Consider the following 25838-nt stretch of genomic DNA (forward strand, 5'->3'; position numbering starts at 1 on the left):
TTCGGAGGCATCGTCAGCAAGAAACGGCGGCTTCTCGGTTTCAGGCGGCGCTACCAAACCGAATTACCTTGTGGTGGAGGGTGTGGACGACGATCGGGTCTCGCTTCCCAACTGGATTGAATCCCGCGAGGAGACGCGCCGTGTTTCATCGCGTGGGGCGATACGCCAGACGGTGTTCGAAACATCATCCGCGACATATAGCACGCCGCGGGCTGCATCGTATGTTACGCCTACGGGGCGCCCCCTCGCGTGCCCGTCTTTCAGGAAGCCTGTGATCAGGTCGATGGGCTCGCCGCTTGGACGGCCCCCGCGGAAGGGCACAAAGACTACCTTATAGCCCGAGGGATCGGCCCGATTCCAACTTCCGTGCATCCCGACAAACGCACCTTCACCGAACTGGCCACCCAAGCCACCTTCGGTGGTGAAATCGACACCAAGTGCGGCAACATGTGAGCCCAGCGCGTAATCAGGCACAACGGCCTTTTTGACTAGGTCAGGCCTCGCAGGCTTGATCCTCAGATCGACGTTCTGACCGTAGTAACTGTAAGGCCAGCCATAAAAGGCGCCGTCGCGAACGGAGGTCAGATAATCGGGTACTAGCTGCGGCCCGAGTTCGTCTCGCTCGTTTACAACCGCCCAAAGCCGTTCATTCCATGGGTCAAAAGCGAGTGCAGTGGGGTTGCGGATCCCGGAGGCAAAAATCCGGCTGGCGCCCGTTTCGCGGTCTATCTCCCATATGACCGCACGGTCCTCTTCGACATCCATGCCCCGTTCACCGACATTGCTGTTCGAGCCTATGCCGACGTAAAGCTTCGAGCCATCGGGGCTGGCGGTCATCGCCTTCGTCCAATGGTGATTGATCTTGGCGGGAAGCTTTGTGACTTCGGTACCAGAGCCAGCGAGACTGGTCGCTCCTTCGGTATATTCGAAGCTTACCAGATTACCCTGATTGGCTACGTAGAGCGTGCCATCGACGAAGGCTAAGCCGTAGGGAGCGTCGAGACCCTCGATAAAAGTGGTCTGGAGATCGGTCTGTCCATCTCCGTCCTCATCGCGCAGCAGCGTTATCCGGTCCCCACCTTCGACCGGGCTTTTGCCGCGCTTCTTGATCCAGCCCGCGATGACATCCTTGGGTCTCGATTTGGGTGCCTTGCCCCCAGCCCCCTCGGCGACCAAGATGTCGCCATTGGGCAGAACAAGGGTCTGCCGCGGAATCTTCAGATCCTGCGCAATTGCGGAAACGGTATACCCTTCGGGCACGGTAGGCAGTTCGTCCCCCCAACCTTCCGGCGTCGGAATTTCCATTGCCGGCACGAGAGCATCATTCTGTTCGGGAAGTTCGGGCCGCTCGCCGGTCTGATCGAGATCGGGATCGCTGCTGACCTGACAGGCGGCAAGCGCGATAGTCAGCGGTAAGGCGAGGTATGCGAGGCGGTTCATGCGCGCTTCTCCACCGTCTGGGTGCCGTAGGCGATAAACGCTGCAATCAAGGCAAGGGTCGAACACAGTATCGAAAGAACGAGGCCCAAAGTGCCAACGGAATGCCAGCCGTCACGAGCGTGCTGAAAAGCATTCAGGACGCCGAGACCGAACATTGCGGCGAGGATAATCAGATAGAGCGTACCGCGACCCTTCGCGTGGCGGGCTCGTCCGAAAAAGAGGCCAATTAATGCCCAAGCGAGCACCAGGCCCGCAAACAGGTCCGCCCCCGCGATAAGCCAGGATGAGAAGTTGGTCCACTGGATCTCGGCCGTATTCAAATAGGTTATGTCGGTGAGTAGAGCGGCAGGATAAAGCGCCACGGGAAACGCAAGCAAGATCGCGTGCAGCGGATTTGCAAATGAACGGGAATTAGTGACTGTGCGGTCCATGCGGGCAATCTCCTCTTCCGGCTTTGCCTCTCTGACTTAACCAACAATGGCAGGGAAGGTGCCGAAGATTACCCCCGCCGCGCCCAGCCCGAGGGCACCAAGAGCAAGCGGCGAGCGTGGAGCAGGTAGTCTCCGGACTTGTACGACCAGTGCGGCGATTGCGATTAGACCCGCACTTATAGCGATAATCCGCGCCATCTCGTCATCTGGGAAAACCAGCACCCCGGCGTAGCTTAAAGCGAAATGCGCCGACCAGATCAGGAATGCAATCAGAAGGGTGCGATAGATCGAAGGATGGTCGATCGGCTCGCCAAGCTCGTTGTTCTTCGCTTCAGACACCGGGGAATACCCTCGGCAAGAGAGTAAAGATCATGCCCTGTAGCGCGCAGAACATTATGAAACGTGCGACGATATCCATGGTCACGTTTGTTGGAGTGGTCATGATTCCCCGCGCCTCGCGAAAGGCGAGATAGGCGGCCATGATGACAGCAACTAAGACCACCTGTCCTTGAAGCACCGAGAGCATGAAGACAGTCGCACCCATCCCATTCGCGGTGGGTTCCAGACCCGTCGCGAGCCACCCAGTCACATCGAGGTATAACGCGCCGACCAGCAGGGCCGCAGCAAGTGCCTCCAGCATCCAGGGCAGGTCTTCGGCAAGCCGCCCCTCTTTCGTTGCGAGAAACCGACGCCCGCCCCAGGCCGCAAGAAGCGCCGCCGCTTCTATCCCGACAATAATTGCGGTTTCGCCGAGGGGCGGAGGCGCACTCCAGACTTCGGGATTGATTCCATAGAGATAGAGATAGGCGAATACGGCCATGAAGCCGATCATGCCGATTACGACCATCAAAGTGTTCAACGCCCACCAGCCGTGGCTTTTCGGCCCGGTGATTGCGATCGGCACCTCGATACCGCCGCCGATGTCAGCGCTTTCCTGTTTAATGGGTCGGTCGGTTTCCCAAAGCCATCGCAGCGTACCGAGCACTGCTACAATCCCGCAAAACACTGCAAAGGCGTAACCCTGAACCGTCAGCGAGAGGAAGAAGAGAGCGGTGAATACAGCCGCCGACAATGGCCATGGCGACGGGCCGGGCATGAGTTGAACGTATTGGGGTTCAGCCATCACGGTGGATGTAATCAGAGTCTCGCGCTGGCCAGTGGCTGAGTTCGGAAGAAAATAGCGCCCCTCTTCGACTTCTTTCGAGATTTGGGGTCGGTCCCATAGTGGCTCACGCGACGTGACCAGCGGAATGGAGCGCGTGGAATACAAACCGGTCGGAAGCCATTCGAGCGTGCCGCCGCCGTAGATATTGCCTGCGTCATCATGGACCGTGAAACGAAAGCGGCGAGCGAGATCAAGCAGGAACAGGAGTATCCCAGCGGCCATCACGAAAGCGCCGATGGTGGACACCAGATTGAGCAGATCGAGATCGCGCCCAGGTAAATAGGTATAGACCCTGCGCGGCATACCCATGAGGCCGGTCAGGTGCATGGGGAAGAAAGTGATGTGCAGACCTGCGAACATCAGCCCGAAGACCCACTTCCCAACACGCTCAGATAGCGCCCGGCTGCTGGTCATGCCGTGCCAGTGGTAGAACGCGGCGAACATCGGGAAAACCATGCCCCCCATCAGCACGTAATGGAGGTGGGCGACGATAAAATAGGTGTCGTGCGCTTGCCAGTCGAAGGGCACCATACCCACCATCACTCCGGTCAACCCACCCATCGTGAAAATCACCACGCTCCCGACCACGAATAACGCAGGCGTGGTCCATCTTATCTTCCCGCTGGCGAGCGTCGCGATCCAGCAGAACACCTGTATCCCCGCGGGCAGGCTGACCGCCATGCTGGCGGCGGAAAAATAGCCTGCAGAAACGCGCGGCATGTCGGTAGTGAACATGTGATGCGCCCAAACGCCGAAGCTGATGAAGCCGGTAGCGACCAGCGCCAGGACGTTGAGGCGGTACCCAACGAGCGGCACCTTTGCGACTGCGGCCACCATCATGCTCATGAGACCCGCGGCTGGGATGAAGATAATGTAGACTTCTGGATGGCCGAAAAACCAGAAGAGGTGTTGCCACAGCATGGGATCGCCGCCGCGTAGAGCATCGAAGAAGGGCCAATTGAACGCTCGTTCGATCTCCAGCAGCATCGTGCACAGGATCACACTCGGGAAGGCGACCACGATCATTACCGCGAAGACCAGCATGGCCCACGCAAACATTGGCATTTTGTCGAGGGTCATTCCCGGTGCGCGGGTTCTCAGCACACCCACGATGATCTCGATCGCCCCGGCAATGGCCGAAATCTCGATGAACCCGATGCCGAGCAACCAGAAGTCAGTGTTGATACCGGGACTGAAGGCAATGCTCGTCAGCGGGGGATACATGAACCAGCCACCGTCGGGCGCCAGCCCCACGAATAGCGAGAGGAAAAACATCGTCCCGCCTACGAAATAGGCCCAGAAAGCGAAGGCCGACAGCCTGGGAAACGGCAGATCGCGTGCCGCCAGCATCTGCGGCAACAGCATGATCCCGATCGCTTCCACCATAGGCACGGCAAACAGGAACATCATCACCGTGCCGTGCATCGTGAAAAACTGGTTGTAGGTGTCGACGCCAAGGAAATCCTGCATCGGAGCGGCGAGCTGCACTCGCATACCCAGCGCCAGAATGCCTGCTGCAAGGAAAAAGCCGAAAGCGGTGACGACGTACCAGAAGCCGACGTAATTGTTGTTGACCGCGGTAAGGCGTGCCCATCCTTTGGGCGCGCGCCAGATGCGGTTTAGTTCCTCGACTTCGCTATCGGGGCGCTTCTCGGTGGGGAAGCGCTCGTAGAGCGCATAATCGAATCCCGTCTCGGATCTCATTTCTGCTGCTCGAGCCAGATGGCGATAGCTTCGAGCTCGTCGGCATTGAGCATGTCATAGCTCGGCATGCGATTGCCGGGTTTGAGCGATTGGCTGTCGCCTATCCAGCCGATGAGGGTGCCGCGATTGTTCGGCAATATACCCGCGCCCAGCGTACGGCGTGATCCGACATGGGTGAGGTCCGGACCAGCAAGGCCATTCGCCTCTGTCCCGGCTACGCGATGGCACGCAGCACAACCGGATTGCATGAAAAGTTGCTGCCCCGACAACTGATCAGAATTTGCGTCAGCGCCTGCATCCGGACGCAAGTCCGCTGACTGCTCCGAAGCGACCGCCATTGAGGCGGATAGTGGTTCTTCTGGCGTGGTTATGCCGCGCCCCGCCGAAACGAGACGCTCGTTCCGTTCCGCAAACCATTCACGGAAATCGCCGTCCTCATGGGCTACAGCAACGAAGCCCATCAGCGCATGTTGCCGCCCGCAATACTCCGCGCACACCCCGCCGAACTCTCCTGCGCGATCTGCTTCGATCCTCAGTAGAGTGCGGCGCCCAGGAATCATGTCCTTCTTTCCCGATAGATGTGGTACCCAGAAGCTGTGGATCACATTGGCGGATTCCAATTCGAGCACCACCGGACGTCCAACGGGAATGTGAATCTCGTTCGCATCTTCCATCACAACCGCGCCCGATGTGTCCAGATACTGCACACGGAACCACCACATTTCGCCGGTAATGCGAATACGCATCTCGTCCCCGCGGATCGGCTCGGTCAGACTGGCGGTCAGTGTCAGTCCCCACACCAGTAGCGCGGTCAATACGACGCCCGGAAAGGCGACCCCGCCGAGCCAGATCGCGCGTTCGCCTCCAAGCTTCGCTTTCCACTTGTCCGGTCCCTTGATGGCGACCCAAAGAGCAAACACCACGACCAATGTGACGAAGGCGCCCAAACCGAATAGCGACCAGGCCAAGGTGGTGACCCTGCCCGAAAAGGGACCTGCCGGATCGAGTACCGGAGGAGGCCAACCCCAGAGTGCGTCAATCATGATCGAGGCCATATAAATAAGCTGCGATATCTGCCGCCTCAGCCTCGCTAATTGGCATAGGCGGCATGGAAGAGCCCTCCTTCACTGCAGGTGCGTTGCGGATGAAGGCCGCCAATACGTCTGGCCGGTTCGGCAATTGGCCAGCTATCAAGCCGACATCATCGAAGCCCTCAAGCGATGGTCCCAAGCGCCCGGATGGCCAGTCCAGCCCGGGGATTTCATGGCAAGATCCACAGCCTGCGCGCTTGATTGCTGCTAATCCCCGATCCTTCGGGCCGGTAGCCGGCTCTCGCCGCGTTTCAACCGGATCCTTGCATCCGGCAAGCGGTGCACAAGCGGCTAAGGCTACGCCAGTCACGATGGCTTTCCAATTTCGATGCCGATGCTCCATACTCCCCATTCCCATGGGAACCGGACAATTGCACGCTTCGTTCCCGCCAGACGATGCTTTTCCGCCCTAACCTGTCCGTCGCCGCCCTTTCTATGGCGTTGGCGTCGTGCAGTCCTGGCCCGATTGAGGATCCATTCGACGACACCGGCGAATTGATTGCCTTATCGGGCGGGGACGCAGGTCCGGAGGCTGCTTGCCATACTTGTCATGGGCTGGACGGTCGCGGCGACGGAGCTTTGGTGCCGAGAATAGCGGGTATGGATACGGGGTATCTGGTGCGGCAGCTGGGCTTTTACGCGGACGGGCAACGTAGCCATCCCCAGATGACCTGGCTTGCAGGCCGTCTAAATTCCGAAGAGCGGTTGGCTGTGTCAGCCTATTACGCGGCCATGGATTTTCGGGAGGACGAGCAAGGAAGCGAGATTTTGCCTGAACCCTCGTGCGAAATCGCCAAAGCATACGAGATCTATCATGCAGGTTTACCCGAACGCGCTCTATCGTCTTGCGCGTCTTGCCATGGAGAAGCTGGTCTCGGTTCGGGTGCCGGCAATCCAGCCTTGGTTGGTCAGAGCGCGGCGTACCACGCCGAACAATTGCGCCGTTGGCGAAATGGTGAGCGATATGGCGATGGGCTGAACGTTATGCATGATGCGGCCAGCAAGCTGCGAGAGGACGAAATCAGCCCACTCGCGGCGTATATTGCGTATGGTCCGGAGCCGTCTCGTCGTCCCGAATTTCCGGAAGAATGCCCCTGACTGTATCGTCGCGATCCCAGAAATGATGTTTCAACGCGGCAAAGACATGCAGCGGCACCAGCAATGCAAGGCCGATCACACCTAGGACATGAAGGCTCTCCGCCCAGTCGAGCACTTGATATTGCCATGCGGGGGTGAGTGAATGAAACGGCATTGGGGGTATCGCGACCAGTCCGGCAAGGCGCAGAGGTTGGACCGGCTGTATTGCAGACCACATCGCCCATCCGCTCAGCGGAAGTAGCGCGAACAGGCCATAGAACAGGTACTGTGTGATATGTGCTGCGGTGCTCTGCCAGCCCGGCGCATCTGCGTCGTTGACCGGATCGGGGACGAATAATCGCCAGCCAAACCTCAAGATGGCGAGGAACAAGATGGTCAGCCCCAGCTCGCTATGCAGTTCGTAGGCGGCAAGTTTACTGGCCCCGACCGGATGGCGCGACATCATCCAACCTGAGCCGAGCTGAAAAAGCACCAGCCCTGCCATGATCCAGTGAAACCATACGCCTACCGGAGAATATTTCCCCTGCTCGGTATAACTGACCGCCCATCTACGGATCAGGTTGTGAAACCTCATGCAGGCGCTCTGCTGCCAAGCGACCGATAAAGTATCGCCAAGGCGGCGACTAAATAGACCAGGCTCGCCGGGGCCCACATAATGATGCCCGCAATCTGCTGATCCTCGATCGGCGAGAGCCCCCAGGCCTGCGTCGTCAGCCAATGCGGCGCAAAGTAGGCTCGGTGCGCAAAGGTCAACAAAGCACCGAGTGCACCCATCGCGACCATCGTTGCCAGTAAAGCCGTCGCGGCCGCGGGTGCTGGCGATCGGATGACCTTTACCCACCAAACCGCAGCCGTGGCGACAATGCTGATCTGCATGAACCAGAAGACAGCGTCATTGCTCATAGCTCCCTCGTATAGCGGGGGCGCATGCCAGAGCCAGAAAGTAAGGCCATGGATCGCTGTCCAGACGGTCAAGTTGCCGGGAATTATCTTTTCCTCGACTCGAAAGGCCGCAATCAGCAGTGGGGCGAATACCGCTGCGAGTATGACGTCATGAACAATGCGTACTGTGAACAGAGCGGACCCGAGCGCGCAAAATGGACTAATGTACAGAAAAAAAAAGACGGCCCAAAGTGCGTATGTCGGCGTAGCCCTCAAACTCTTGCGTTTCCAATACGCGATCCCGGCCAAGACCAGCAGAAACGCCAGCAATTCGGGCGCGAAATTCCAATGGGTCGCCCAAGCACTGGGATTGGGAGCCTTTCCGCAATAGGGTAGCCAATCGTGCAGCTGTCGCCTCCGGTGAACGTGTGGTTCGGTCAGTTATTAAATGCTCACACACCCATTGGTGTCCTGTAAAACGCTCCCTGGCACCATGGCATATTTTGGTCGCCAAATGAGCGCTGTGATCTAGTCGCCTTTATGCTCGGGCTTACCCTTGTGCTTAGTGCTGGCGAAGTCCTCCAACTCACTTTCGCTCATTGAATCATACATTTCCTTCGACGCGCCCTGCAGATCGCTTTTCTTGGTATCACCGCGTTTTGCACTCAACGCTGCTCCTGCGGCCTTTTGCTGCGCTTTTGATTTGGCTGGCATTGCATTCTCCTTGGCTGTCAGCTTCCGACAATAGTTCCACCATTGGGGTGCAAGACCTGCCCGGCCATATAGCTTGAATCCTCACAAGCCAGGAACAGGAACGCGGGAGCAACTTCGTTGGGCTGCCCCGGACGACCCATCGGTGTGTTCTTTCCGAAATCATCCATGTCTTCGGGCGGCTGTCCGCCAAATGGATTGAGCGGCGTCCAGATCGGACCAGGGGCTACCGCATTAACCCGGATACCTTCGCCGATCAGATTTTCTGACAAAGACCGAGTGAAGGCCGTGATCGCGCCTTTTGTGGCTGAGTAATCGAGTAGATTGTCGGAGCCCTTATACATCGTGACACTCGTGCAGTTGATTATTGCGCCACCCTTGCCGAGGTGTGGCCGTGCAGCTTGGACTAAGTAGAACATGGAGAAGATATTAGTTTGGAAAGTGCGTCGAAGCTGTTCGTCGGTAATTTCCTCAACGCGTTCATCGGGATGCTGCTCACCAGCGTTGTTCACCAAAATATCGAGGCCACCCAGCTCATCAATGGTACGAGCAACGACTTCATCGGCAAATTCGTGAAATCCCAAGTCTCCTTGGATGCAGATTGCTTTCTGGCCTTCCTCCTCAACAATCTCCTTGATCTTTTTGGCGTCTTTGCTTTCCTCGTCCGCGAGATAGACAATAGCGACGTCAGCTCCCTCTCGCGCGAAAAGAGCAGCGACCGCTCGACCGATACCGCTATCTGCGCCTGTAACGATCGCGACTTTCCCTTTGAGTCTTTCGGATCCTCGGTATCGGGGCCGCCAATCCGGCTTTTCACTCATATGCGCTTCCGAGCCAGGCATACGGGGTTCCTCGGCGATCTCGGGCTGGAAAGTGGCCGGATCATTCATTTCTTGGATCCTCTTTATCTGCGATTTTTGCTTTGCTCGACATCACACCCTTAAAATCCTAACGGTATGTAGGAGTTTCTGGAATTGTTTGAGCTGTGCAGCCATTGAGGTGAAGCGTTGTCTGTAGCCTCGTGCGCTCGTGGTCGATCGCGTATGAACGAAAGGCGTGGATCTTTGGCACGAGTTGGCGGTTCAGATATGCGCCCAGCTGGCGAAAGGAGACGCAATATGCAGGAAGGCCTTGACGATCTGGCTGCACGCGCGCGCGAAGTAGCCACCAAGGCTGTCGCTGCAAAGGACGGCAAGCCAACAAGTCATGACGAGTTGCACAGGGCTATGATGGCTTATCGAGCTGCTGCTGTGAAATATATCGCGCATCCGTCGGTGGGCGACTACGTCCGTGCAGATGCGGCGAGGTACGAAGGAGAAACCCGCGAGGCTGTCGAGAAGATAGCCTCTCTGATCGATCAGCTGAACAATCTGGATTAGCGATGGTCGGGAGTGCCGGAGGCCTGATGGGACGGGGGTCGCAATTAGCCTCCGGCTAATGCTTCTGCGAGAGCATCCCTATCAAAACATGCAAGATGAAAACCGGTTCCGGATTCTCGATTATCCGCGGTCGAACCGTTAACTAACTGGCTGTCTGCTCGCAGCACATCGCCAGCTCACTGTAAGCGACGCAGGGCCAGGCGGGAGGCCCAGCCGGATTTTCTGCGGCAAATTCAACCCTTTTTGATTGCCCTAACTCGCCCTCGTCAATTTCGAGCAAATTCTGCGGCATCATCCGCATCCTCTGGGTGGGATACAAAACCCAACCCGCTTGCAATGCGGCCCCTTAGGGAAGTGCCAAGGCTAACATGATGCGCCGACGCTCCCAAGTCCGAGGGAAGGCTGCTGAGTGCCCCACATCTACTGAGGAAGGTCGGCGCTCAAGTCGTAAGATTGGCCCGTTTCTGTCGCTCCTAATCTTGGCGGCAACGGTATGGGCAGACAGCTTACTTTTTAGATTTATGGTCGACGGCCAAGCAAGAACCCGACGACAAAGAGTACAGCGGCTACGATCAGGAGAATTATGGCGATATCGGCAGTAAGACCGGCAACACCACCGAAACCAAGCAGCGCCGCAATGAGTGCGATCACAGCCAAAATAATTGCCCAACGAACCATTTTATCTCTCCACGCTCTCATTCGGCTGGGAGCCGGATTGGCTTAGCCGATATCCTCAAGAACCCTTGCGTGTTGGCGAAAGTTCCGATCGGACTGTGCGGCACCAAGTTGGACCACTCGTGCCTATTGCGCCTCTAGATTGGCGCAAGTAATCGGTCGGACCATCGGTGATTATTGGAATTGATGAGGATCCCGTGGCATTGCGGCTTGGAGGGTATCCCCAAGCAGATTTGCCATTTCGTCAATACCGGCTGAGCTGGAGAGAAGATCCTGTCGCACCTCTACTTCAATGTAAGGCAGCCTCAGTGGATACGCATGGCGAGGGACCGTGTAATCGGTTTCATCCATATCGTACGGCTGGTTATCGCCAATGCAGTTGCCTTCCTTGGCCTTTAGGAGCGAGAGAACGCTCAGGGCGAAACCCTCTTCTTGGCCGTCATGCAGAATGCCTATGTCCCACGGGCGTTGCTTGCCTTCCATCGATGGCGTGAATGTATGCAGCGAGACGAAGATTGTCGGCTGTCGTACTGCTCGCCGCCTTGAGATCGCAGAAGCAATAGCATCGTGATACGGATCAAAAATACTCTCGCGGCGCGCCTTCTTGTCTTCGATGCTCAACTGGAAATTGCCAGGCACCTTCGTGCCATCACTGATTTGAGCCGCCCACTCCGGATCATCGGGATTACGATTGCAATCGCACACCAGCCGGGAGAAATGCTGCCAGAGGAACGGCGCGTTCAGGCGATTACCCAGTGCCCGCCCAAGATCTTTGACGCCGAGGTCAAGTGCGATGTGCCGCGATCGATCCTTCGGAGACAGTCCGAGCGCTTCCAGTCGAGACGGAACGGCATTCCCAGCATGATCCCCTACGAGCAGGAAAGGGCTTTCGGTGACCGGCACAGAGTTAGAGCGGACCGGATCGCCATCCGAAGCGTTGAGAAGATTGCCATAACTCATTGATGTTGAAAGGCCTCCCGCCGGACTCTGTTCCATGCCGACTGTCTCTATCAACCACCTTACCCGTTACCGGTACCGCCGAGATGTCTCCTTTGGCGAGCACCGCATTTTGGTTCGCCCGCGGGAAAGTTACGACCAAAGAGTTTTGAGAGCCGAACTGTCAATCGAGCCAGAACCCACTTCACTTCGGTGGCTGCAGGACGTCTTCGGCAATGCAGTGGCCATCGCTCAATTCGACACTCGGGCAGACGAGATGGAAATCCGGTCGACAGCAGAGGTCGAACACCTTCCCAACGGACCCGACGATGTCGCGATCGAGAAGTATGCCGAAACGTATCCGTTTACCTACTCGGCGGAAGACATGCCGGACCTATTGCGTTCGATAGAGCGTCGATATCCTGATGAAGACCGCGAAATCGACACTTGGGCACGCGGCTTTCTGATGAATGAACAGACGGACACGCTCGATTTACTGCGCCGAATTACCGAAGCAATCTACACCGATTTTGATTACGAGCCGCGCTTCGACAAAGGTGTGCAATCACCGCTTGCGACCCTGTCACTGAGAAAAGGCACCTGTCGCGACTACGCCGTCTTAATGATGGAGGCAGTAAGAGCTCTCGGCTTCGCCGCCCGTTTAGTTTCGGGATACCTTTATAACCCCCAAAACGAAAACAGGCGCATCGGCGGCCATGCCACGCACGCCTGGCTCAGGGTCTTTCTCCCGGGCTCTGGGTGGATAGAATTCGACCCCACAAATGGAATCACTGGAAACCGCGGATTGATCCGTGTGGCGGTTACGCGAGAGCCGACTCAGGCAGTCCCGCTATCGGGAACATGGGTCGGGCAGAAAGGAAGTCATATCGATATGGATGTTGATGTACGGATCAAGCAAGTCGATCTGGAAACCAGCCATCCCCGCGCGCCTCATGGGGGTAATACCGCATGTTAATCCGGGCCGGTTATGACCTGCATTTCGAAACCGAAACATCGGTGCCAATGCTTGCCCTGCTGCATGTGAGGCCCGAGCGTCAGAGGGATTTGCGAACGCCGGAGATCTTGGGGATCGACCGAAACGTGCCGGTCCAGACATATGTCGACCAATTCGGAAATGTCTGCAGTCGCTTCACACTTCCGCCGGGAATTACAAAGCTTACGGCCGACTTTGTGATAGAGGACTGTGGCGAACCGGATCCCGTCGCCCCTGAAGCAAGGCAGGTCCCGGTTGATCAGTTGCCCCACGAGGTCATGCAATTTCTATTTAGCTCGCGCTATTGCGAGGTCAGCAAATTGGCTGATGAGGCTTGGGATATCGCCAAGCGAACCGAGCCAGGGTGGGAACGTGCTCAAGCATTTGTTCAAGCGGCGCATGACCGGATTGAATTTGACTACATGAAGGCCAGCACAGAGCGCACTGCGCGGTCGGCCTTCGATGAACGTTTTGGGGTGTGTAGGGACTTCGCTCACCTAGCTATTACGCTGTGCCGAGCCGCCAACATTCCCGCTCGCTATTGCACCGGGTATTTAGGTGATATCGGAATAGAACCTGTCGATTACCCTATGGATTTCAGCGCGTGGTTCGAGGCTTATCTGGGCGATCGGTGGTACACCTTTGACGCGCGACACAATCGCCCCCGAATTGCTCGAATTGTGATGGCGCGGGGGCGGGACGCAACCGACACTGCGCTCACCACCCAGTTCGGTCCCGCGAAGCTGACCAAGTTCCATGTGCATACCGATGAAGTTGCCGATATTGATCTCAGTCGTCCGCCGAAAGAAACCGCTCTTCCCCAATCAGCTTCGCCGGTTTGTGGTGTAAGGTGACTTGGGAGTGCAGGTGCTTCGCTTGCCCTAACAACGCCCGGTTTTGAAGTCTTCTGGTCGAAAGTGAGGACTGTCCGCGATCGGCCCCATTGCGAGAACTGCGAAACAAATTCTCAACCCAATCGCTGACTCACCTGACGGCAAGGAAGGTAGAAGACATGGCAGCGCGCGCATATTGGCAGGGGCAGATCAGGCTCGCCCTCGTTTCAATCCCGGTGGAGATCTACACCGCGACAAAGTCGGGTGCAAAAATCAGCTTCAACCAGATCCACGAGCCGAGCGGAAAGCGCATCTCCTATGAAAAAGTCGTTCCCGGCATCGGGCCGGTAGACCGAGACGAAATCATTCGCGGCTACGAGGTTTCCAAGGGTAATTACGTCCTGCTCGAGGATGAGGAAATCGAGGCGGTCAAGATCGAGAGCAAGCGCACGCTGGAACTCGTCCAGTTCGTCGACACCTGTGAAATCGACCCGTTGTATTATGACAAGCCTTATTACGTCGCACCACAGGACGAATTGGCCGAAGAGGCATTCATCGTGTTGCGCGAGGCGCTGCGCAAAGCAAAGAAGGTCGCGCTCGGTCAGCTGTCGATGCGCGGCAGCGAAAAGCTGGTTGCGATCAAGCCTTGTGGCAAGGGGTTGCTTCTGGAAACGCTGCGCTATGCCGACGAGGTGCGAAAGGGCCAATCGTTCTTCTCCGAAATCGAGGATACCAAGCCCAAAAAGGAGCTGCTCGACCTTGCGACCACGCTGATCAATCAAAAGAGCGCGCCATTCGACGCGAGCGAGTTCGAGGACCGCTACGTCGAGGCGTTACGTAAGCTGATCGACAAAAAGGCCAAATCGAAAAGCAAGAAGGCCATCCTGGAGGACGTTGACGAGCCGGGAAATGCAAGCGGCTCCAACGTTATCGACCTTATGGCGGCGCTGAAGAAATCGGTCGGTGAGAAGAAGGCTCCCCCGAAATCGGTCGGTGAGAAGAAGGCTCCCCCGAAATCGGCCTCCAAGCGCAAGAAGAGCGCTTGAACTCATGGAGCTCAACGATCCCGTCCTCGTCCATTGGCTCGATTGGGACCTTCTCTCGCGGCTCGGAATCGCGGCCGTTCTCGGCCTTCTTCTCGGCCTGGACCGTGAATTGCGAGGACACGCCGCTGGTATGCGAACCCACGGGCTGATCTGTTTCTCCGCAGCTGCGATGACCGTTTCGATCCTTGCGCTTTACACCGATCTCGGCGGAGAGCGCATGGACCCGTTGCGTGTCTATGAGGCAGCAGGCGCTTTCATAGGCATCATTGGTGCCGGGTTGATAGTCTTTAGCAGAGGGCAGGTACACAACCTCACGACTGCCGCACACCTTTGGCTCGCAGCAGTGGTTGGGATCGCATGCGGTGCAGCTCAATGGCCACTTGTCGCCATTGCGGCAGCCATAAGTCTTGTCATGCTCACACTTCTGCGGCTGATCGAACCCAAGGATCGCGACCGCCGACTGGACGATGAATCGGGCGACGAAAAGGAGGATAGGTGAGCAAACGCTCAAACCCCCTGTCCGAATACAACGCGAAGCGCGATTTCGCGAAGACGCCCGAACCTTCCGGCAAGACGCAGAGTAGCGCATCCGGCAACCTCTTCATCGTCCAAAAGCACGATGCAACCCGGCTTCACTGGGACCTGCGGCTCGAACTCGACGGCGTGCTCAAGAGCTGGGCAGTGACCAAGGGGCCTTCACCAGACCCCGAAATAAAACGGCTGGCTGTTCGGACCGAGGATCATCCTATGTCCTACGCCGAATTCGAAGGAACCATACCCCGAGGCGAATATGGGGGCGGTACAGTCATGCTGTGGGACCGCGGCACCTGGTCGCCGATCGAGGGCAAGTCGGTCAAGGATCTCGAGAAGGGGCATTTGCACTTCACGCTCGAAGGCGAGCGCATGAAGGGTGAATGGCTCCTCATCAAGCTTAAGCAGAAGCCGGGAGAGAAGCGGGAAAATTGGCTCCTTCGCAAGCTGCAGGATAAGCACACCGAAAAAGGCGATCCTTTAGTCGAACGTGCATTAACCAGCGTGCTCACTGGGCGCTCGATGGCCGAGATCGCTGCAGACAAGGCCGGCGAGTACTCCCTCGCCGGCAAGAAGGATGATGCCTTTTTCGCGCAGATGGAGAAGGCGTCCTCGCGCAATGCGAAGAAAGCGAAGCCGCAGAAGCGAAGCGCCGCGCCACTGCCGAAGTTCCGTAAGCCACAGCTTGCCACGCTGGTTGACGATGTTCCGGCCGGTAACGGGTGGATGCACGAGATAAAGTTTGATGGCTATCGCGCGATGATTGCCGCGAAAGGCAATATGGTGCGGATCTATACCCGCAACGGGAAAGATTGGACTGAAAAATTCGGACCGCTCGTCGAGGCGATCGCCGCGCTCAACTTGCCCGCATGCCTGATCGACGGTGAGATCGTAGCTACAGATGCGGAAGGCAATCCGGACTTCTCTACCCTGCAGGGCGTGCTGAAGCGCGGTCATGGCGCGGAGGGTAAGGACGATGCGCTGCAACTCCATGCCTTCGATCTCATCGAGTTGGCGGGCGAAGATCTCAAAGCGCTGCCAAACATCGAGCGTAAGGAACGGCTCGAAGCCATGCTGTCGACCGCAGAACCGCCGATTTTCCTTGCTGATCACGTCATAGGCGCGGGCGAGAAGCTGTTCGAAACCATGTGCGCTGCGAGGCAGGAAGGGATCGTCTCGAAGAAGATGGATGCCCCATATCGCCATGCCCGCAGCAAGGCGTGGGTGAAGGTCAAGTGCACGCTGCGGCAGGAATTCGTGATCGTCGGCTGGAAAAAGTCATCGGCCAAGGGACGTCCCTTCGCCTCGCTTCTGATGGCCCAGCACGAAGGCGGAGAATTGGTCTACAAGGGCAATGTCGGCACTGGATTTGCCGGTGACGACTTCGACGAGCTCGGGCCGAAGCTCGACCGACTTGAGCGAAAAACCCCTTCTGTGGAGGTCGACAAATCCAGCGCACGCGGTGTTACCTGGGTCACGCCGAAACTGATCGCCGAAGTCGCATTTGCGGAACTCACCGCCGACGGCAATATTAGGCACGGTAGCTATCTCGGCCTGCGTCGTGACAAGGCTGCCAAGGCGGTTAAGCCGGAGAAAGCCACCCGCGCACCTGAACCTGAGAAGGGAGTGGAAATCTCCAGCCGGGATCGGGTGGTATTTCCCGACAGCGGCCAGACCAAGGGCGATCTTGCCGATTATTATGCAGCGGTTGCAGATATCATGCTGCCATTCGCTGGACACCGCCCGGTCAGCCTCGTGCGGTGTCCCCAAGGCCGAGCCCGTAAATGCTTTTTTCAGAAGCATGACAGTGGCGCGTTCGGCGAGGCCGTGCATAACGTTCCTATCCGCGAGAAAGATGGCGGGACCGAGGATTACCTTTATGTCGCGGACGCACGCGGAATAATGCAATGCGTCCAGATGGGCACGATCGAGTTCCACGCTTGGGCCTCCAGCAGCGATGCGGTCGAGAAGCCAGACCGAATGATATTCGACCTCGACCCGGACGAGGGGTTGGACTTCGAGGATGTGAAACAAGCAGCGCGCGATATCCGCGATCGGTTGGCGGACCTTGGACTGACAAGTTTCGCCATGCTCTCCGGAGGCAAGGGTGTACACGTGATCGTGCCGCTGACGCCGGGTCACACATGGAATGCGCACAAGGACTTTGCCCACCGCTTTGCCGAAGCGCTTGCACTGGCCGAGCCGGAACGCTTCACAGCAACGATGAGCAAGGCCAAGCGCAAGGGCAGGATCTTCATCGACTGGCTGCGCAACCAGCGTGGTAGTACCGCCGTCGTTCCATATTCGGCACGGGCGCGTAGCGGAGCACCGGTCGCCGTACCGACCACCTGGAACGAGCTAAAAGCGATGGAGAATGCCAAGCCTTTCGGCATAGCTGATGCCAACAAACTGATTGGCCGCAGTGCATCAAAATCGCTCGCTGGATGGGGGTTCGCGGTACAGAATTTGCCGGACATTTAGCAGCAGTCTCAAGGCTACCGCTTTCAAAGGGTCGAGCCAGCGGTCAGATATGCTTCGACCCACCGGACCAATGTCCGCATTGATGCAGTTCTCGCTTAAAAGCAGACTGACCGCAAACGGCCCAAAATTTGACATGGAAAAGGCGGCCCGTCCCGATTGGGACGGACCGCCCGCCGAGTGACCTGGACCTGTCAGGAGGGGTCAGGCAGCCTGCTCGGCAATTTCGTCAGTTGCTTCCACGTTGGCCGCCTCGTCGCCTCCGTGGTCCGCCAGTTCGGCTTCTTCAGAACCGGCGAAACGCATTATAGGTGGAACCCAGGCCTGCGCCCGTTCCTTGACCTCGGGCTCGCCAATGAAGTTGCCGGAGAAGATGCGCTCGGCAGCGCTCGCCAGTTCGGCCTTCTTCGATGCGGCATAGCGACTGACGAGTTCGGGACCGCCGGCGCCATCGAGCGCTTCGAGCGTGCGAGCCTTGGCCACGCGGTCGAAGTAGTTGGCCGCCGTGGGACGCCACCAATGCGCGGTCTCGATTTCAAGTAACGAGCCAAGCGCCTCGTGCAGCGGCACCGAACGTTCGCCTTCGCACGCAAGGCTTGCAACTAGAGTGCGCGAGACGACATGGCCGAGCCAGGCCGAACGCGCCTCATCGGAAAGCGCCCGGAACCTCGCAAACCGCTTCACGTCGCATTCACCAGCACGCCAGCTTTCATCGAGCGACCCGGCAAACTCGGCCAGGGCAGCGCTCGCCGGCGCATCCTTGGCCTCAAACCCGGTGACCGGGCCGGAAGCGACAGAGCCGACCAGCGTCGACGCTTTCTTGGCGCGCCAGTCATGTCCATCGACATCGGCAAGCGTGAAGACCATGAAGTCGAGCGCCAGTGCCGGATCGTTGGCGAGATGGATCGCAAGGATGTCGCGGCGCTGCATGGCCAGTTCGTCGAGCAGGCGCTGGGACAGCGAGCTGCCCTTGGGCTTCGCCGCACCGCTCTCTTCAATGGCCTCGATCACGCCTTCGTCAGCGATGACTTCGGTCTCGGTGTAGAACTGCGGGACCAAGGTCGGCTCGCCATTGCGCGAGAGGACTAGGAAGGCACCAGCCTCGGATTTCAGTTCGTCAGCGAGGACCGGCGGCCGGTCATTGAGCGCGCGCATGGCGCGGTCGATGACGACGAGTTCCTGTTCGGCCTTGGCGACCTCGTCCTCGTCGCTGTCTTCGTCTTCGAGCACGGCGGCGACGCGGTCGTAGTCGGCCTCGAGCTCACCGAGCTCCTGCGCTTCCTGCTCGGTCATTGGCGCAGGCTCGCAGGGCAAGCGACCGAGACCTTCAACAAGGTCGTGGCTGACGTAGTTGCCAAGCGTCGGCCGGACCCAGGCAAGGCCAAATTCGAGCGCGGTCTTTTCTGCGGCTTCGTCCATGGCCTTGTGCGCGAGGTCTTCGAGCAGCGCGACATCGATCCAGCTCTCGCTGGCGTCATCGTCGAACAGTTCGCGCTCAATCCGGCCGCCTGCGGCGAGATAGGCATCGCGTCCGACAAGCACGGCCCGCGGATCGGAACCACGCACCGTGGCATCAAGCACCATGCGGCGGATCGTGTCAGGCGTGATCTGGTACCAGGCATCCTGCAGCTCGGCATAGACATGCGCCTGGCGCTCGACGTCGGAGATCGCGCCGTAGGCCTTGGCCATGTCGAGCGTGATCGTGCCTTCGGCGAGCGCTTCGAAGACGCAGGGTGCCAGACTTGCCAAACGCAGGCGCCCTTCGACGAACCGGACGGTGAGGCCGAAGCGTCGCGCTACGTCTTCCGTCGTAGCTCCTGCTTCGATGATGGAGGTGAAGGCCTGCGCCTCGTCGGCCGGGTTCATCGCGAGTCGCTGGAAGTTCTCGGCGAGGCTGGCTTCGCGCACTTCGCTTTCCTCGCCTTCGATCACGAGGCAGGTGACTTCGTGCGTGTCAGGCAAGGTGCCCTCTTCGGCCAGCGCCTGCAGTGCGGCGAGACGGCGACCGCCGGCCTCGACTTCGAATTTGCCGCGCTTTCCTTTGCGCACGACGAGGTTCTGCAGCAGGCCGCGCGCAGCAATGTCTGCCCGCAGCTGGAGGTCGGCCAGCACGTCGCTCGACTTGCGAACGTTGCGCGGGCTCGGGACGAGCTTCTTCAAGGGAATCGAATGGATCATGGGTGTTCTCCTGATGGAATGAAGGCGCAGGTGAGGATCACGAGGCCCACAAGCCCAAAGGGCTCCCTCCACTCTCATTCTGAGATTGGGGTCTGCCCTAAGGATCAGGCGGCAAGCGCGGGGAGGACCGACGAGGCTCTCGACACCGGGACGAACAGCCGCGTGCGGTAGCGGATGATCTCGGTGAAGCAGCCCTTGTTCTTGTACCAGTCGAGCCGATCGGGGGAGAAGCCGATCAGTTCAAGGCGCTGTTCGCCGCCGACCAGCGAGCGTTTCACGGTGAGTGGATCATGGCTAGCAAGGCCCAGCGGTTTGCCGCTGGCAATCACAAGCGCGCCGATCTGTTCTGCCGATGGTCCGGTAACCCCGGATAGACCAAAGGTATCGGCGATCGCAGCGAGATCGATATCGAGCACTTCGCGACCGATGATCGACTGACCATCTTCGGCAACGAGCCGGGTGACCCGAACATGATCGCCTGGGAGGCGCTTCCAGACCGGAAGCAGAAGTCCGGTAGCGAAATGGACTCGCTCAGTGACCGGTGATTTGGCCGCCTCTTCTTCCTCGGCCCGCCAGGCGCTGGTGAACGCAGAGACGCCAATTTCCTCCCAGTGGCTCTCAGCGAGTGCCTCAAGGGTCCAGTTCGCGGACTTGAGCGGGCGCAGCAGGCGCCTGCGTTCAATCACGGCCCCGTCGTCGGCGATGAGGCGACGGGCTGGAACCGACAGCGCGACCTTGCCTGACCGCATATTGCGCATCGGGATCGCGTGCCGGCTGCCGATCTCGTGCATCCGCACCAGGCGCTGCAATTGCAGAGGCCGAAGGTGCCTCGTCACTTCGAGCGAGACGAGGCGGGTCTCGGCTCGGGTCACGGGATCGGTGCGCAGGAGTTCATCTGCCAGGACCGTAAAATGATCGACCCTCACGGTTTCCAGTCCCTGGTCGAGCGTTCCGGCCTCGCGCGCAGCTTCGATCCGCGCTTCGACAAGTCCGAGATACTCCTCGAAGATCGCGTTCTGGAGCGCGATCGGCAGCGCAAGAATGCGGTTGAGCCAGCGTTGGATCGTGGGGAGATTGTCGGTCAGTCCACCATCTGGACTTTCGAGCCGGAGGCCCGTTCGCTCGACGAAGTTGCCGAATGTGGTGGCTTCGAGCCTGCCGTCATAAAGCAGCTGGAACCATCGGGTGAGCGCGTCGCGCGCATAGTCGCTTTCGAGATTGTCTGCCGGGTCGAACAGGTTTTGTCCGCCGGTCTGGCGCTGGCCGCGCGTCAGCGCGCCTAATGCGTCGAGCCTTCGCGCAATGGTCGATATGAACCGGCGCTCGCCCTTCACGTCGGTGGTTACCGGCCGGAACAGCGGAGCCGAGGCCTGGTTGGTGCGGTTGGTACGACCGAGACCCTGGATAGCGTTGTCGGCGCGCCAGCCCGGCTCGAGCAGGAAATGGACCCGGCGTTGCTGGTTCCGGCAGCCGAGGTCGGCATGGTAGGAACGCCCCGTACCGCCCGCATCCGAGAAGACCAGGATGCGCTTGGTCCCTTCCATGAAGCTTTGGGCTTCGGCGACATTGGCGCTGGGGCTACGCCGTTCGAGGCGCTGCTCACCATCGCGGCCCAGGACAAGCCTGCGGGTCCGGCCCGTGACTTCGGCCACGGCGTCGGTTCCGAAATGTTCGATAATCGCATCGAGCGCAGTGGCGATGGGCGGCAGTGCGCAAAGCTGTTCGATCAGCGCATCGCGCGCAGCAATTGCGCGCGGGCAGAAAACGGGATTGCCCTCTCCGTCGCTCATCGCCTCGGAGCGAAGATTGCCGTCGTCGTCGGCGAAGACCTGCATCAGGCGCACAGGGAAGCTCTTCGCAAGATAGTCGATGACATATTCTCGCGGGGACAGATCGATGTCGAGCGCTTCGCGCTCCTCGTCGGACAGGTCGGCAAGGCGCCGGTCGAGCATGGCCTCGGCGGTCGAGACAAGCTGCACGACAACCGAATGGTCTTCGCCAAGCGCCGCGTCCATCGCGGGGATCAGGCTCGGCAGCTTCATCGAGAGCAGGAGCTGGGCAAAGAAGCGCTGCTTGGTGCCTTCGAAGATCGACAGCGCCGCAGCCTTGGCGTTGCGGTTGAGCGTCTCGCCGCTGTCCTCGTCGACCACGCGGGTTGCTTCGAGCGCCGCTTCGAGGTTGCGGTGAATGATCGCCCAGGCCTCGGCGTAGGCGTCATAGATATTGACCTGCGCTTCGGTCAGCTTGTGTTCGAGGATCTCGTACTCGACTCCTGCGAAGGACAGCGCGCGGGCAAGGTAGAGTCCCTGGGCCTTGAGGTCGCGAGCGACGAGTTCCATCGCCGCCACACCGCCACCGCGGATGTCGGTCATGAACGCCTCGTGGGTCGGGAATGCGGTCTCGGGTCCCCACAGGCCCAGCCGGGCGGTGTAACCGAGGTTGGCAATGTCCGAGGCGCCGGTGGCAGACGCATAGAGTACGCGGGCGCGCGGGAGACAGTTCTGTAGCCGGAGGCCCGCCATACCCTGTTCGGAGCCCTTGACCTTGCCGCGGGTTGAAGAGCCCCCGAGGGCATTGGCCATGGCATGGGCTTCGTCGAAAGCGATCACGCCGTCGAAATCCTCGCCCGCCCAGGCATGGATCTGGTCGAGCCGCGTATCCTCGGCGCGGCCCGAGCGCAGCGTCGGATAGGTGACGAAGAGAATGCCTTCGGACATCGTTACGGGCTGGCCGAGTTTCCAGCGCGAGAGCGGCTGGAGATCGAGCGGTAGCCCGCCAAGCGCTTCCCAGTCGCGGCGCGCATCTTCGAGCAGCGCCTCGTTCTTGGTGATCCAGACATGGCGGCGTTCGCCTGCGAGCCAGCGGTCCATGATGACCGCGGCGATCTGCCGTCCCTTGCCCGCTCCGGTCCCGTCGCCAAGGAAGAAGCCTTGGCGGTATTCGTGACCATCTTCGGATAGTTCCAGCGCGGTGCCTTCCTGACTGACTTTGAACTGGCCCGGCAGGTTGCGCGCGAATGCCTGCGCAGCGTAGACCAGTGTCTCGCATTGCGCTTCGGACAGAAGGCCATCGGCCTGCCAGTTGGTGGGAAGACGAGGCCGCACTTCCGGCTGCGGAGCCGCGACCGAACCCATGGCGACCGATTCCACGAGCGGGGTGGGATGGACCGGCGCATCCTCGAACGCGATGCGGCTGGGCCGGTAAGGCAGGTAGATGCCTGCCTGTTCGGGCACAGGCGCGGTGTCGGCGAGGACCGAATAGGCAAGGTCGATCGCATTCGCCGTGGCTGCTGGTGTCGCGGCGAACGGTGCCACCGGCCGAACCAGCGCGCTTTGGGTCGAAGTCTTGCAAACGAGGCGTACTGGCTTGCCGAGCGGCAGGCGATGGATGTTGGCGGAGGTCTGTACGCGTGGCGGAAGCGCAGTGATAAGCTCGTGGAGCGAGATGAGGTCGGCAGTATCTTCGGTGATCGCAGGCGAGGACGCAGTCGGCGTTTTGTCGAACACAACCAGACGAACGGCGATCCCCGTCCCTGTCCGGCGAAACATCTGCTGCAGCCGAACATCGAGGAGCAGCGATGCTTCGTCCTGTTCCTTGGCGAAGGTGGAAGCATCAAAGCCGTCGGGCATGATCGCGACGATCCTCGCCCCACTGGCAGTGGCGCGGATCGCGCTGCGCAGGTGGCGCTGCGCCGCCGCACCGTCCTTGCCGCGTTCCTGACTGCGGGCGAACGGCGGGTTCATCAGCACGACCGACGGAACAGGGGCGCGAACCAGGTCGGCGATCAGTTCCCCGTCATGCGCGGTAATCGCGGCCGAATGGAAGATGTGGCCTAGGCCGTCTCGTCTCGCCGGATCGATCTCGTTGAGGACCAACGAGGCGTTCTGAACGCTGCCCCAGAGCGCAAGGGCACCATTGCCTGCGGACGGTTCGAGGAGCGTGTCTTGCGTGCAGACAGCTGCGGCCTTCGCCATCAGCCAGGCCAGCATTGGCGGGGTCGAGAACTGCTGGAGCTCGACCTGTGCTTCGCTGCGAACGTGCCGGGGCGGCAATGCAGCTTCGAGCCAGTCGAACCGCGCTTCGGCTTCGTGTACGTTCGTCGCCAGATCGATCCGTGAGGACTCTCGAAGCCAGAGCAGTGCGCCGATCTCGACCGCGTTGTTGTAGTTGTCGATGCTCCAGGCGCTTCCCCAGTCCAGAACACCGGTCTCTTCGGCGAACAGCCCGGAAATGTCGGTACGGGTAAGATGACGTCCCGAAGCAAGAAGCGCGGCAACTCGGGTGCCAATGGCATAGGCCAAGGGCATGGACGGCAACTGCTCGCCGGCGGGAAACAGGTCTGATTGAAACATGGCAATTCGTCCTCCTGATGAAGGCATCGGGTCACGCCCTCTGCCGGATCAGGAAATCGAGAAGCCCCCTCTCCTCTACCTCGCCGCTTTGCGGCGCAGCCATGCTGTCAGTTCATCGTTCCAGTCGGTGTCGCGTGAGGATGGTTTGCGAACGTGGATCGTCCGTCCATCGCGGGAATAGGCGGCCAGGCCACGCGAACCGGCCAGCTCGCCGCCAGCATCATGATCGACGAAGAGATGGAGTTCGGTCACGCTCTCAGGCACGCTGGCGAGACCGAAGCGCTCATTGCCCAGGGTCGCCCAGACGGGAATGCCGGTCAGAGCATAGGCCGACATCGCGCTCTCGATGCCCTCGGCGAGGCCGAGCTTGCTGGAGGCCGGAGCGAAGAGGCGGACAGCAGCTTCACCGAGCGCGCCGAGCGCGCGCTTCGGTTTGCCGAAGTCTGCCTTAGCATTGCCCGAAAGGAACGTGCGATGGACGGCGATCGGCCCCTCGTCGAGGCTGACTGCCGCAATCATGGCCGGCAAAAAGCGGGTGCGACCCTTCGGACCAAGCGGGGTTCGTGGATGGAACCGGAGCGCAGGAGATGCGGCGAGAATGCCGCGGCTTTCAAGATATGCTTTCGCCGGACTGGCACGCAGTGGCTGTGCATCGCGCCAGATCCTCAACGCTGCCGCCGAGGGTTTGCGCGTTCTGGTCGGCTCGGGACCTCCGGTGGTCGCAGAACTTGAAAAGAGCGCAGGTGACTCGAAACCTTCACGCGCCAATGCAGCCAGCACGCTCTGCCGGTCGCATCCCGCGAAACAGTGGAAGAGGATGGCCTGTCGGCCGAGCGACACACCGAGTGACGGCGTGCGGTCATCATGCGCAGGGCAACAGGCCATGCCCTTTGTGCCGGACCATTTGCCCCCTCGCGATTCGCAGATCTTGCGGGCGGTGTCCTCGAGCGAGGTACGTGTCAGGGTTGAATTCGAAACGGGCATACCGGCTCCATCGCCTCACAATTGCCCCCTCCAAACCAACCCCTCTCCTCTCGGATAAACTTGCAAAAAAACGTTTTCCTACACCCGCTCGTTCTTTTTATGTTCTCTTGCGGATCGAGGCAAGGTGAAAGGTAATTTAATGCGAATGTCTCTGGTGGCTTGCGGTTGCGGTGCGCTCGCGATTGCGATTTCGGGATCCGCGCGCGCGCAGGAATTCCAGGTCTTCGACCATGACCTCGGCACAGTTGAGGTTACAACCGACAAAGGGCGCGCTTTCAACCCGACTGCAATCTACTTTGGCAAGCCAGACGGCGGCACGGTTTATATCGATAGAAGCTTCAAGGAAGCCTTGTATGAGCCACTCATCCGGCAAGCTGAAGCGCGATACCAATTGCCACCTCGACTGCTTCAGGCCCTGATTTGGCAGGAATCGCGGTTCAACCCGATGGCGATCAGTCCGGCTGGCGCCGCTGGGCTCGCTCAACTTATGCCGGGAACGGCAAGAGATCTTGGTGTCAGCAATCGCCACGATCCGTCTCAGAACATCGATGGCGGCGCGCGGTATCTAAAGCAGATGCTAGAGCGCTTCGGTGCGATCCATCTCGCGCTAGCTGCCTACAACGCTGGACCCGGTGCGGTGTCGCGAGCCGGCGGGATACCGAAAAATCGGGAGACACCTGGATATGTGAAGAGCGTTATCGACCGATGGATGGCATACAGCTCGATATGACTACGAATCGGAAAAGGATCAGCGGACGGCTTGAGCACCTTCCTCGGGGAGCTGTAATTGTAACCGATGCCGGAGATCACTGGGTTCTCGAAGACTACGAACCCTCAAACGACGACTTTGGATTTGAGGTTACCGCAGAGGGTATCGTTGTCGGGTTCGACCGCCTTCGCGTCGAATGGCTTGGGCAGGTGCCCGCCTAG

At 59.4% G+C, this 25838-nt stretch carries 25 protein-coding genes; 10 read left to right on the top strand and 15 right to left on the bottom strand.

Features of this window, described 5'->3' with window-relative positions; translation table 11 throughout:
• Positions 1-63 precede the first annotated feature (63 nt).
• Genes AC13CE_RS01285 through AC13CE_RS01310 form a run of 6 tightly spaced genes read right to left on the bottom strand, consistent with a single transcriptional unit; the run spans position 64 to position 5970 of the window.
• Positions 64-1440: a PQQ-dependent sugar dehydrogenase gene (locus AC13CE_RS01285; RefSeq protein WP_482971212.1), complete on the bottom strand. Its 1377-nt coding sequence runs from the start codon at positions 1438-1440 to the stop codon at positions 64-66.
• Positions 1437-1871 (bottom strand): DUF2231 domain-containing protein, encoded by a 435-nt coding sequence (locus tag AC13CE_RS01290; protein ID WP_482971213.1) that lies wholly within the window; start codon positions 1869-1871, stop codon positions 1437-1439. Before AC13CE_RS01290 ends, AC13CE_RS01285 begins: the two co-directional genes overlap by 4 nt.
• 36 nt (positions 1872-1907) lie before the next feature.
• Positions 1908-2210 (bottom strand): hypothetical protein, encoded by a 303-nt coding sequence (locus AC13CE_RS01295; RefSeq protein ID WP_482971214.1) that lies wholly within the window; start codon positions 2208-2210, stop codon positions 1908-1910.
• Positions 2203-4740: a cbb3-type cytochrome c oxidase subunit I gene (locus AC13CE_RS01300; RefSeq protein WP_482971215.1), complete on the bottom strand. Its 2538-nt coding sequence runs from the start codon at positions 4738-4740 to the stop codon at positions 2203-2205. Before AC13CE_RS01300 ends, AC13CE_RS01295 begins: the two co-directional genes overlap by 8 nt.
• Positions 4737-5783: a cytochrome c oxidase subunit II gene (locus tag AC13CE_RS01305; protein ID WP_482971216.1), complete on the bottom strand. Its 1047-nt coding sequence runs from the start codon at positions 5781-5783 to the stop codon at positions 4737-4739. The genes AC13CE_RS01300 and AC13CE_RS01305 overlap by 4 nt, the downstream gene beginning before the upstream one ends.
• A complete protein-coding gene (locus tag AC13CE_RS01310; protein ID WP_482971217.1) occupies positions 5776-5970 on the bottom strand; it encodes a hypothetical protein in 195 nt (64 codons plus the stop codon). The genes AC13CE_RS01305 and AC13CE_RS01310 overlap by 8 nt, the downstream gene beginning before the upstream one ends.
• 675 nt (positions 5971-6645) lie before the next feature.
• Between AC13CE_RS01310 and AC13CE_RS01315 the strand changes: the two genes are divergently transcribed.
• A complete protein-coding gene (locus tag AC13CE_RS01315) occupies positions 6646-6810 on the top strand; it encodes a hypothetical protein (RefSeq protein ID WP_482971250.1) in 165 nt (54 codons plus the stop codon).
• On the top strand, positions 6732-6929 hold the full coding sequence (locus tag AC13CE_RS01320; protein WP_482971249.1) for a c-type cytochrome: 198 nt from the start codon (positions 6732-6734) through the stop codon (positions 6927-6929). The genes AC13CE_RS01315 and AC13CE_RS01320 overlap by 79 nt, the downstream gene beginning before the upstream one ends.
• On the opposite strand, the gene AC13CE_RS01325 is transcribed toward AC13CE_RS01320, so the two are convergent.
• The 4 genes from AC13CE_RS01325 to AC13CE_RS01340 all read right to left on the bottom strand — a co-directional run bounded on the left by AC13CE_RS01325 (position 6853) and on the right by AC13CE_RS01340 (position 9412).
• Positions 6853-7503 (bottom strand): cytochrome b, encoded by a 651-nt coding sequence (locus AC13CE_RS01325; protein ID WP_482971218.1) that lies wholly within the window; start codon positions 7501-7503, stop codon positions 6853-6855. The two genes, AC13CE_RS01320 and AC13CE_RS01325, sit on opposite strands and share 77 nt — an antisense overlap.
• Positions 7500-8141 carry a cytochrome c oxidase assembly protein gene (locus AC13CE_RS01330; protein ID WP_482971219.1) on the bottom strand — a complete coding sequence of 214 codons (642 nt, stop codon included), beginning with the start codon at positions 8139-8141 and terminating at the stop codon, positions 7500-7502. Before AC13CE_RS01330 ends, AC13CE_RS01325 begins: the two co-directional genes overlap by 4 nt.
• A gap of 198 nt (positions 8142-8339) precedes the next feature.
• A complete protein-coding gene (locus AC13CE_RS01335; RefSeq protein ID WP_482971220.1) occupies positions 8340-8525 on the bottom strand; it encodes a DUF3008 family protein in 186 nt (61 codons plus the stop codon).
• Positions 8526-8542: 17 nt separating this feature from the next.
• Positions 8543-9412 (bottom strand): SDR family oxidoreductase, encoded by an 870-nt coding sequence (locus AC13CE_RS01340; protein ID WP_482971221.1) that lies wholly within the window; start codon positions 9410-9412, stop codon positions 8543-8545.
• A gap of 228 nt (positions 9413-9640) precedes the next feature.
• On the opposite strand from AC13CE_RS01340, the gene AC13CE_RS01345 reads away from it, so the two are divergent.
• Positions 9641-9901: a hypothetical protein gene (locus AC13CE_RS01345; protein WP_482971222.1), complete on the top strand. Its 261-nt coding sequence runs from the start codon at positions 9641-9643 to the stop codon at positions 9899-9901.
• Between the two features lie 519 nt (positions 9902-10420).
• Here AC13CE_RS01345 and AC13CE_RS01350 read toward each other — a convergent pair.
• Both AC13CE_RS01350 and AC13CE_RS01355 read right to left on the bottom strand, forming a co-directional pair.
• Positions 10421-10579 carry a DUF1328 domain-containing protein gene (locus tag AC13CE_RS01350; RefSeq protein WP_482971223.1) on the bottom strand — a complete coding sequence of 53 codons (159 nt, stop codon included), beginning with the start codon at positions 10577-10579 and terminating at the stop codon, positions 10421-10423.
• A gap of 171 nt (positions 10580-10750) precedes the next feature.
• The gene (locus AC13CE_RS01355; RefSeq protein WP_482971224.1) at positions 10751-11536 is read right to left on the bottom strand and encodes an N-formylglutamate amidohydrolase; all 786 of its coding nucleotides are present in this window, start codon (positions 11534-11536) and stop codon (positions 10751-10753) included.
• 34 nt (positions 11537-11570) lie between these two features.
• On the opposite strand from AC13CE_RS01355, the gene AC13CE_RS01360 reads away from it, so the two are divergent.
• The 5 genes from AC13CE_RS01360 to ligD all read left to right on the top strand — a co-directional run bounded on the left by AC13CE_RS01360 (position 11571) and on the right by ligD (position 17397).
• On the top strand, positions 11571-12488 hold the full coding sequence (locus AC13CE_RS01360) for a transglutaminase family protein (RefSeq protein WP_482971225.1): 918 nt from the start codon (positions 11571-11573) through the stop codon (positions 12486-12488).
• On the top strand, positions 12482-13360 hold the full coding sequence (locus AC13CE_RS01365) for a transglutaminase-like domain-containing protein (protein ID WP_482971226.1): 879 nt from the start codon (positions 12482-12484) through the stop codon (positions 13358-13360). The genes AC13CE_RS01360 and AC13CE_RS01365 overlap by 7 nt, the downstream gene beginning before the upstream one ends.
• A gap of 158 nt (positions 13361-13518) precedes the next feature.
• Entirely contained in the window at positions 13519-14385 is an 867-nt protein-coding gene (gene ku, locus AC13CE_RS01370) for a non-homologous end joining protein Ku (RefSeq protein ID WP_482971227.1), read from the top strand.
• Between the two features lie 4 nt (positions 14386-14389).
• Positions 14390-14884 (top strand): MgtC/SapB family protein, encoded by a 495-nt coding sequence (locus AC13CE_RS01375; protein WP_482971228.1) that lies wholly within the window; start codon positions 14390-14392, stop codon positions 14882-14884.
• A complete protein-coding gene (ligD, locus tag AC13CE_RS01380; protein ID WP_482971229.1) occupies positions 14881-17397 on the top strand; it encodes a DNA ligase D in 2517 nt (838 codons plus the stop codon). The genes AC13CE_RS01375 and ligD overlap by 4 nt, the downstream gene beginning before the upstream one ends.
• A gap of 201 nt (positions 17398-17598) precedes the next feature.
• Here the strand turns inward: ligD and AC13CE_RS01385 are convergent, their stop codons facing one another.
• The 3 genes from AC13CE_RS01385 to AC13CE_RS01395 all read right to left on the bottom strand — a co-directional run bounded on the left by AC13CE_RS01385 (position 17599) and on the right by AC13CE_RS01395 (position 24908).
• A complete protein-coding gene (locus tag AC13CE_RS01385) occupies positions 17599-19572 on the bottom strand; it encodes a ParB/RepB/Spo0J family partition protein (protein WP_170002884.1) in 1974 nt (657 codons plus the stop codon).
• Positions 19573-19676: 104 nt separating this feature from the next.
• A complete protein-coding gene (locus AC13CE_RS01390; protein ID WP_482971230.1) occupies positions 19677-23924 on the bottom strand; it encodes a strawberry notch-like NTP hydrolase domain-containing protein in 4248 nt (1415 codons plus the stop codon).
• 75 nt (positions 23925-23999) lie between these two features.
• Entirely contained in the window at positions 24000-24908 is a 909-nt protein-coding gene (locus tag AC13CE_RS01395; protein WP_482971231.1) for a DUF7146 domain-containing protein, read from the bottom strand.
• 145 nt (positions 24909-25053) lie between these two features.
• Between AC13CE_RS01395 and AC13CE_RS01400 the strand changes: the two genes are divergently transcribed.
• Together AC13CE_RS01400 and AC13CE_RS01405 are read left to right on the top strand one after the other, a co-directional pair.
• Positions 25054-25638 (top strand): lytic transglycosylase domain-containing protein, encoded by a 585-nt coding sequence (locus tag AC13CE_RS01400; RefSeq protein WP_482971232.1) that lies wholly within the window; start codon positions 25054-25056, stop codon positions 25636-25638.
• Positions 25635-25838 carry a DUF5818 domain-containing protein gene (locus AC13CE_RS01405; RefSeq protein WP_482971233.1) on the top strand — a complete coding sequence of 68 codons (204 nt, stop codon included), beginning with the start codon at positions 25635-25637 and terminating at the stop codon, positions 25836-25838. The genes AC13CE_RS01400 and AC13CE_RS01405 overlap by 4 nt, the downstream gene beginning before the upstream one ends.

The sequence above is a fragment of the Qipengyuania sp. B-5 genome, from assembly GCF_056857815.1.

Bases quoted from the DNA above. Each gene is read 5' to 3' on its own strand.
- AC13CE_RS01285 (WP_482971212.1), bottom strand. From the start codon at position 1,440: ATGAACCGCCTCGCATACCTCGCCTTACCGCTGACTATCGCGCTTGCC.
- AC13CE_RS01290 (WP_482971213.1), bottom strand. From the start codon at position 1,871: ATGGACCGCACAGTCACTAATTCCCGTTCATTTGCAAATCCGCTGCAC.
- AC13CE_RS01300 (WP_482971215.1), bottom strand. From the start codon at position 4,740: ATGAGATCCGAGACGGGATTCGATTATGCGCTCTACGAGCGCTTCCCC.
- AC13CE_RS01305 (WP_482971216.1), bottom strand. From the start codon at position 5,783: ATGATTGACGCACTCTGGGGTTGGCCTCCTCCGGTACTCGATCCGGCA.
- AC13CE_RS01315 (WP_482971250.1), top strand. From the start codon at position 6,646: ATGCAGGTTTACCCGAACGCGCTCTATCGTCTTGCGCGTCTTGCCATG.
- AC13CE_RS01325 (WP_482971218.1), bottom strand. From the start codon at position 7,503: ATGAGGTTTCACAACCTGATCCGTAGATGGGCGGTCAGTTATACCGAG.
- AC13CE_RS01335 (WP_482971220.1), bottom strand. From the start codon at position 8,525: ATGCCAGCCAAATCAAAAGCGCAGCAAAAGGCCGCAGGAGCAGCGTTG.
- AC13CE_RS01340 (WP_482971221.1), bottom strand. From the start codon at position 9,412: ATGAATGATCCGGCCACTTTCCAGCCCGAGATCGCCGAGGAACCCCGT.
- AC13CE_RS01345 (WP_482971222.1), top strand. From the start codon at position 9,641: ATGCAGGAAGGCCTTGACGATCTGGCTGCACGCGCGCGCGAAGTAGCC.
- AC13CE_RS01350 (WP_482971223.1), bottom strand. From the start codon at position 10,579: ATGGTTCGTTGGGCAATTATTTTGGCTGTGATCGCACTCATTGCGGCG.
- AC13CE_RS01355 (WP_482971224.1), bottom strand. From the start codon at position 11,536: ATGAGTTATGGCAATCTTCTCAACGCTTCGGATGGCGATCCGGTCCGC.
- AC13CE_RS01360 (WP_482971225.1), top strand. From the start codon at position 11,571: ATGCCGACTGTCTCTATCAACCACCTTACCCGTTACCGGTACCGCCGA.
- AC13CE_RS01365 (WP_482971226.1), top strand. From the start codon at position 12,482: ATGTTAATCCGGGCCGGTTATGACCTGCATTTCGAAACCGAAACATCG.
- ku (WP_482971227.1), top strand. From the start codon at position 13,519: ATGGCAGCGCGCGCATATTGGCAGGGGCAGATCAGGCTCGCCCTCGTT.
- AC13CE_RS01375 (WP_482971228.1), top strand. From the start codon at position 14,390: ATGGAGCTCAACGATCCCGTCCTCGTCCATTGGCTCGATTGGGACCTT.
- AC13CE_RS01385 (WP_170002884.1), bottom strand. From the start codon at position 19,572: ATGATCCATTCGATTCCCTTGAAGAAGCTCGTCCCGAGCCCGCGCAAC.
- AC13CE_RS01390 (WP_482971230.1), bottom strand. From the start codon at position 23,924: ATGTTTCAATCAGACCTGTTTCCCGCCGGCGAGCAGTTGCCGTCCATG.
- AC13CE_RS01395 (WP_482971231.1), bottom strand. From the start codon at position 24,908: ATGCCCGTTTCGAATTCAACCCTGACACGTACCTCGCTCGAGGACACC.
- AC13CE_RS01400 (WP_482971232.1), top strand. From the start codon at position 25,054: ATGTCTCTGGTGGCTTGCGGTTGCGGTGCGCTCGCGATTGCGATTTCG.
- AC13CE_RS01405 (WP_482971233.1), top strand. From the start codon at position 25,635: ATGACTACGAATCGGAAAAGGATCAGCGGACGGCTTGAGCACCTTCCT.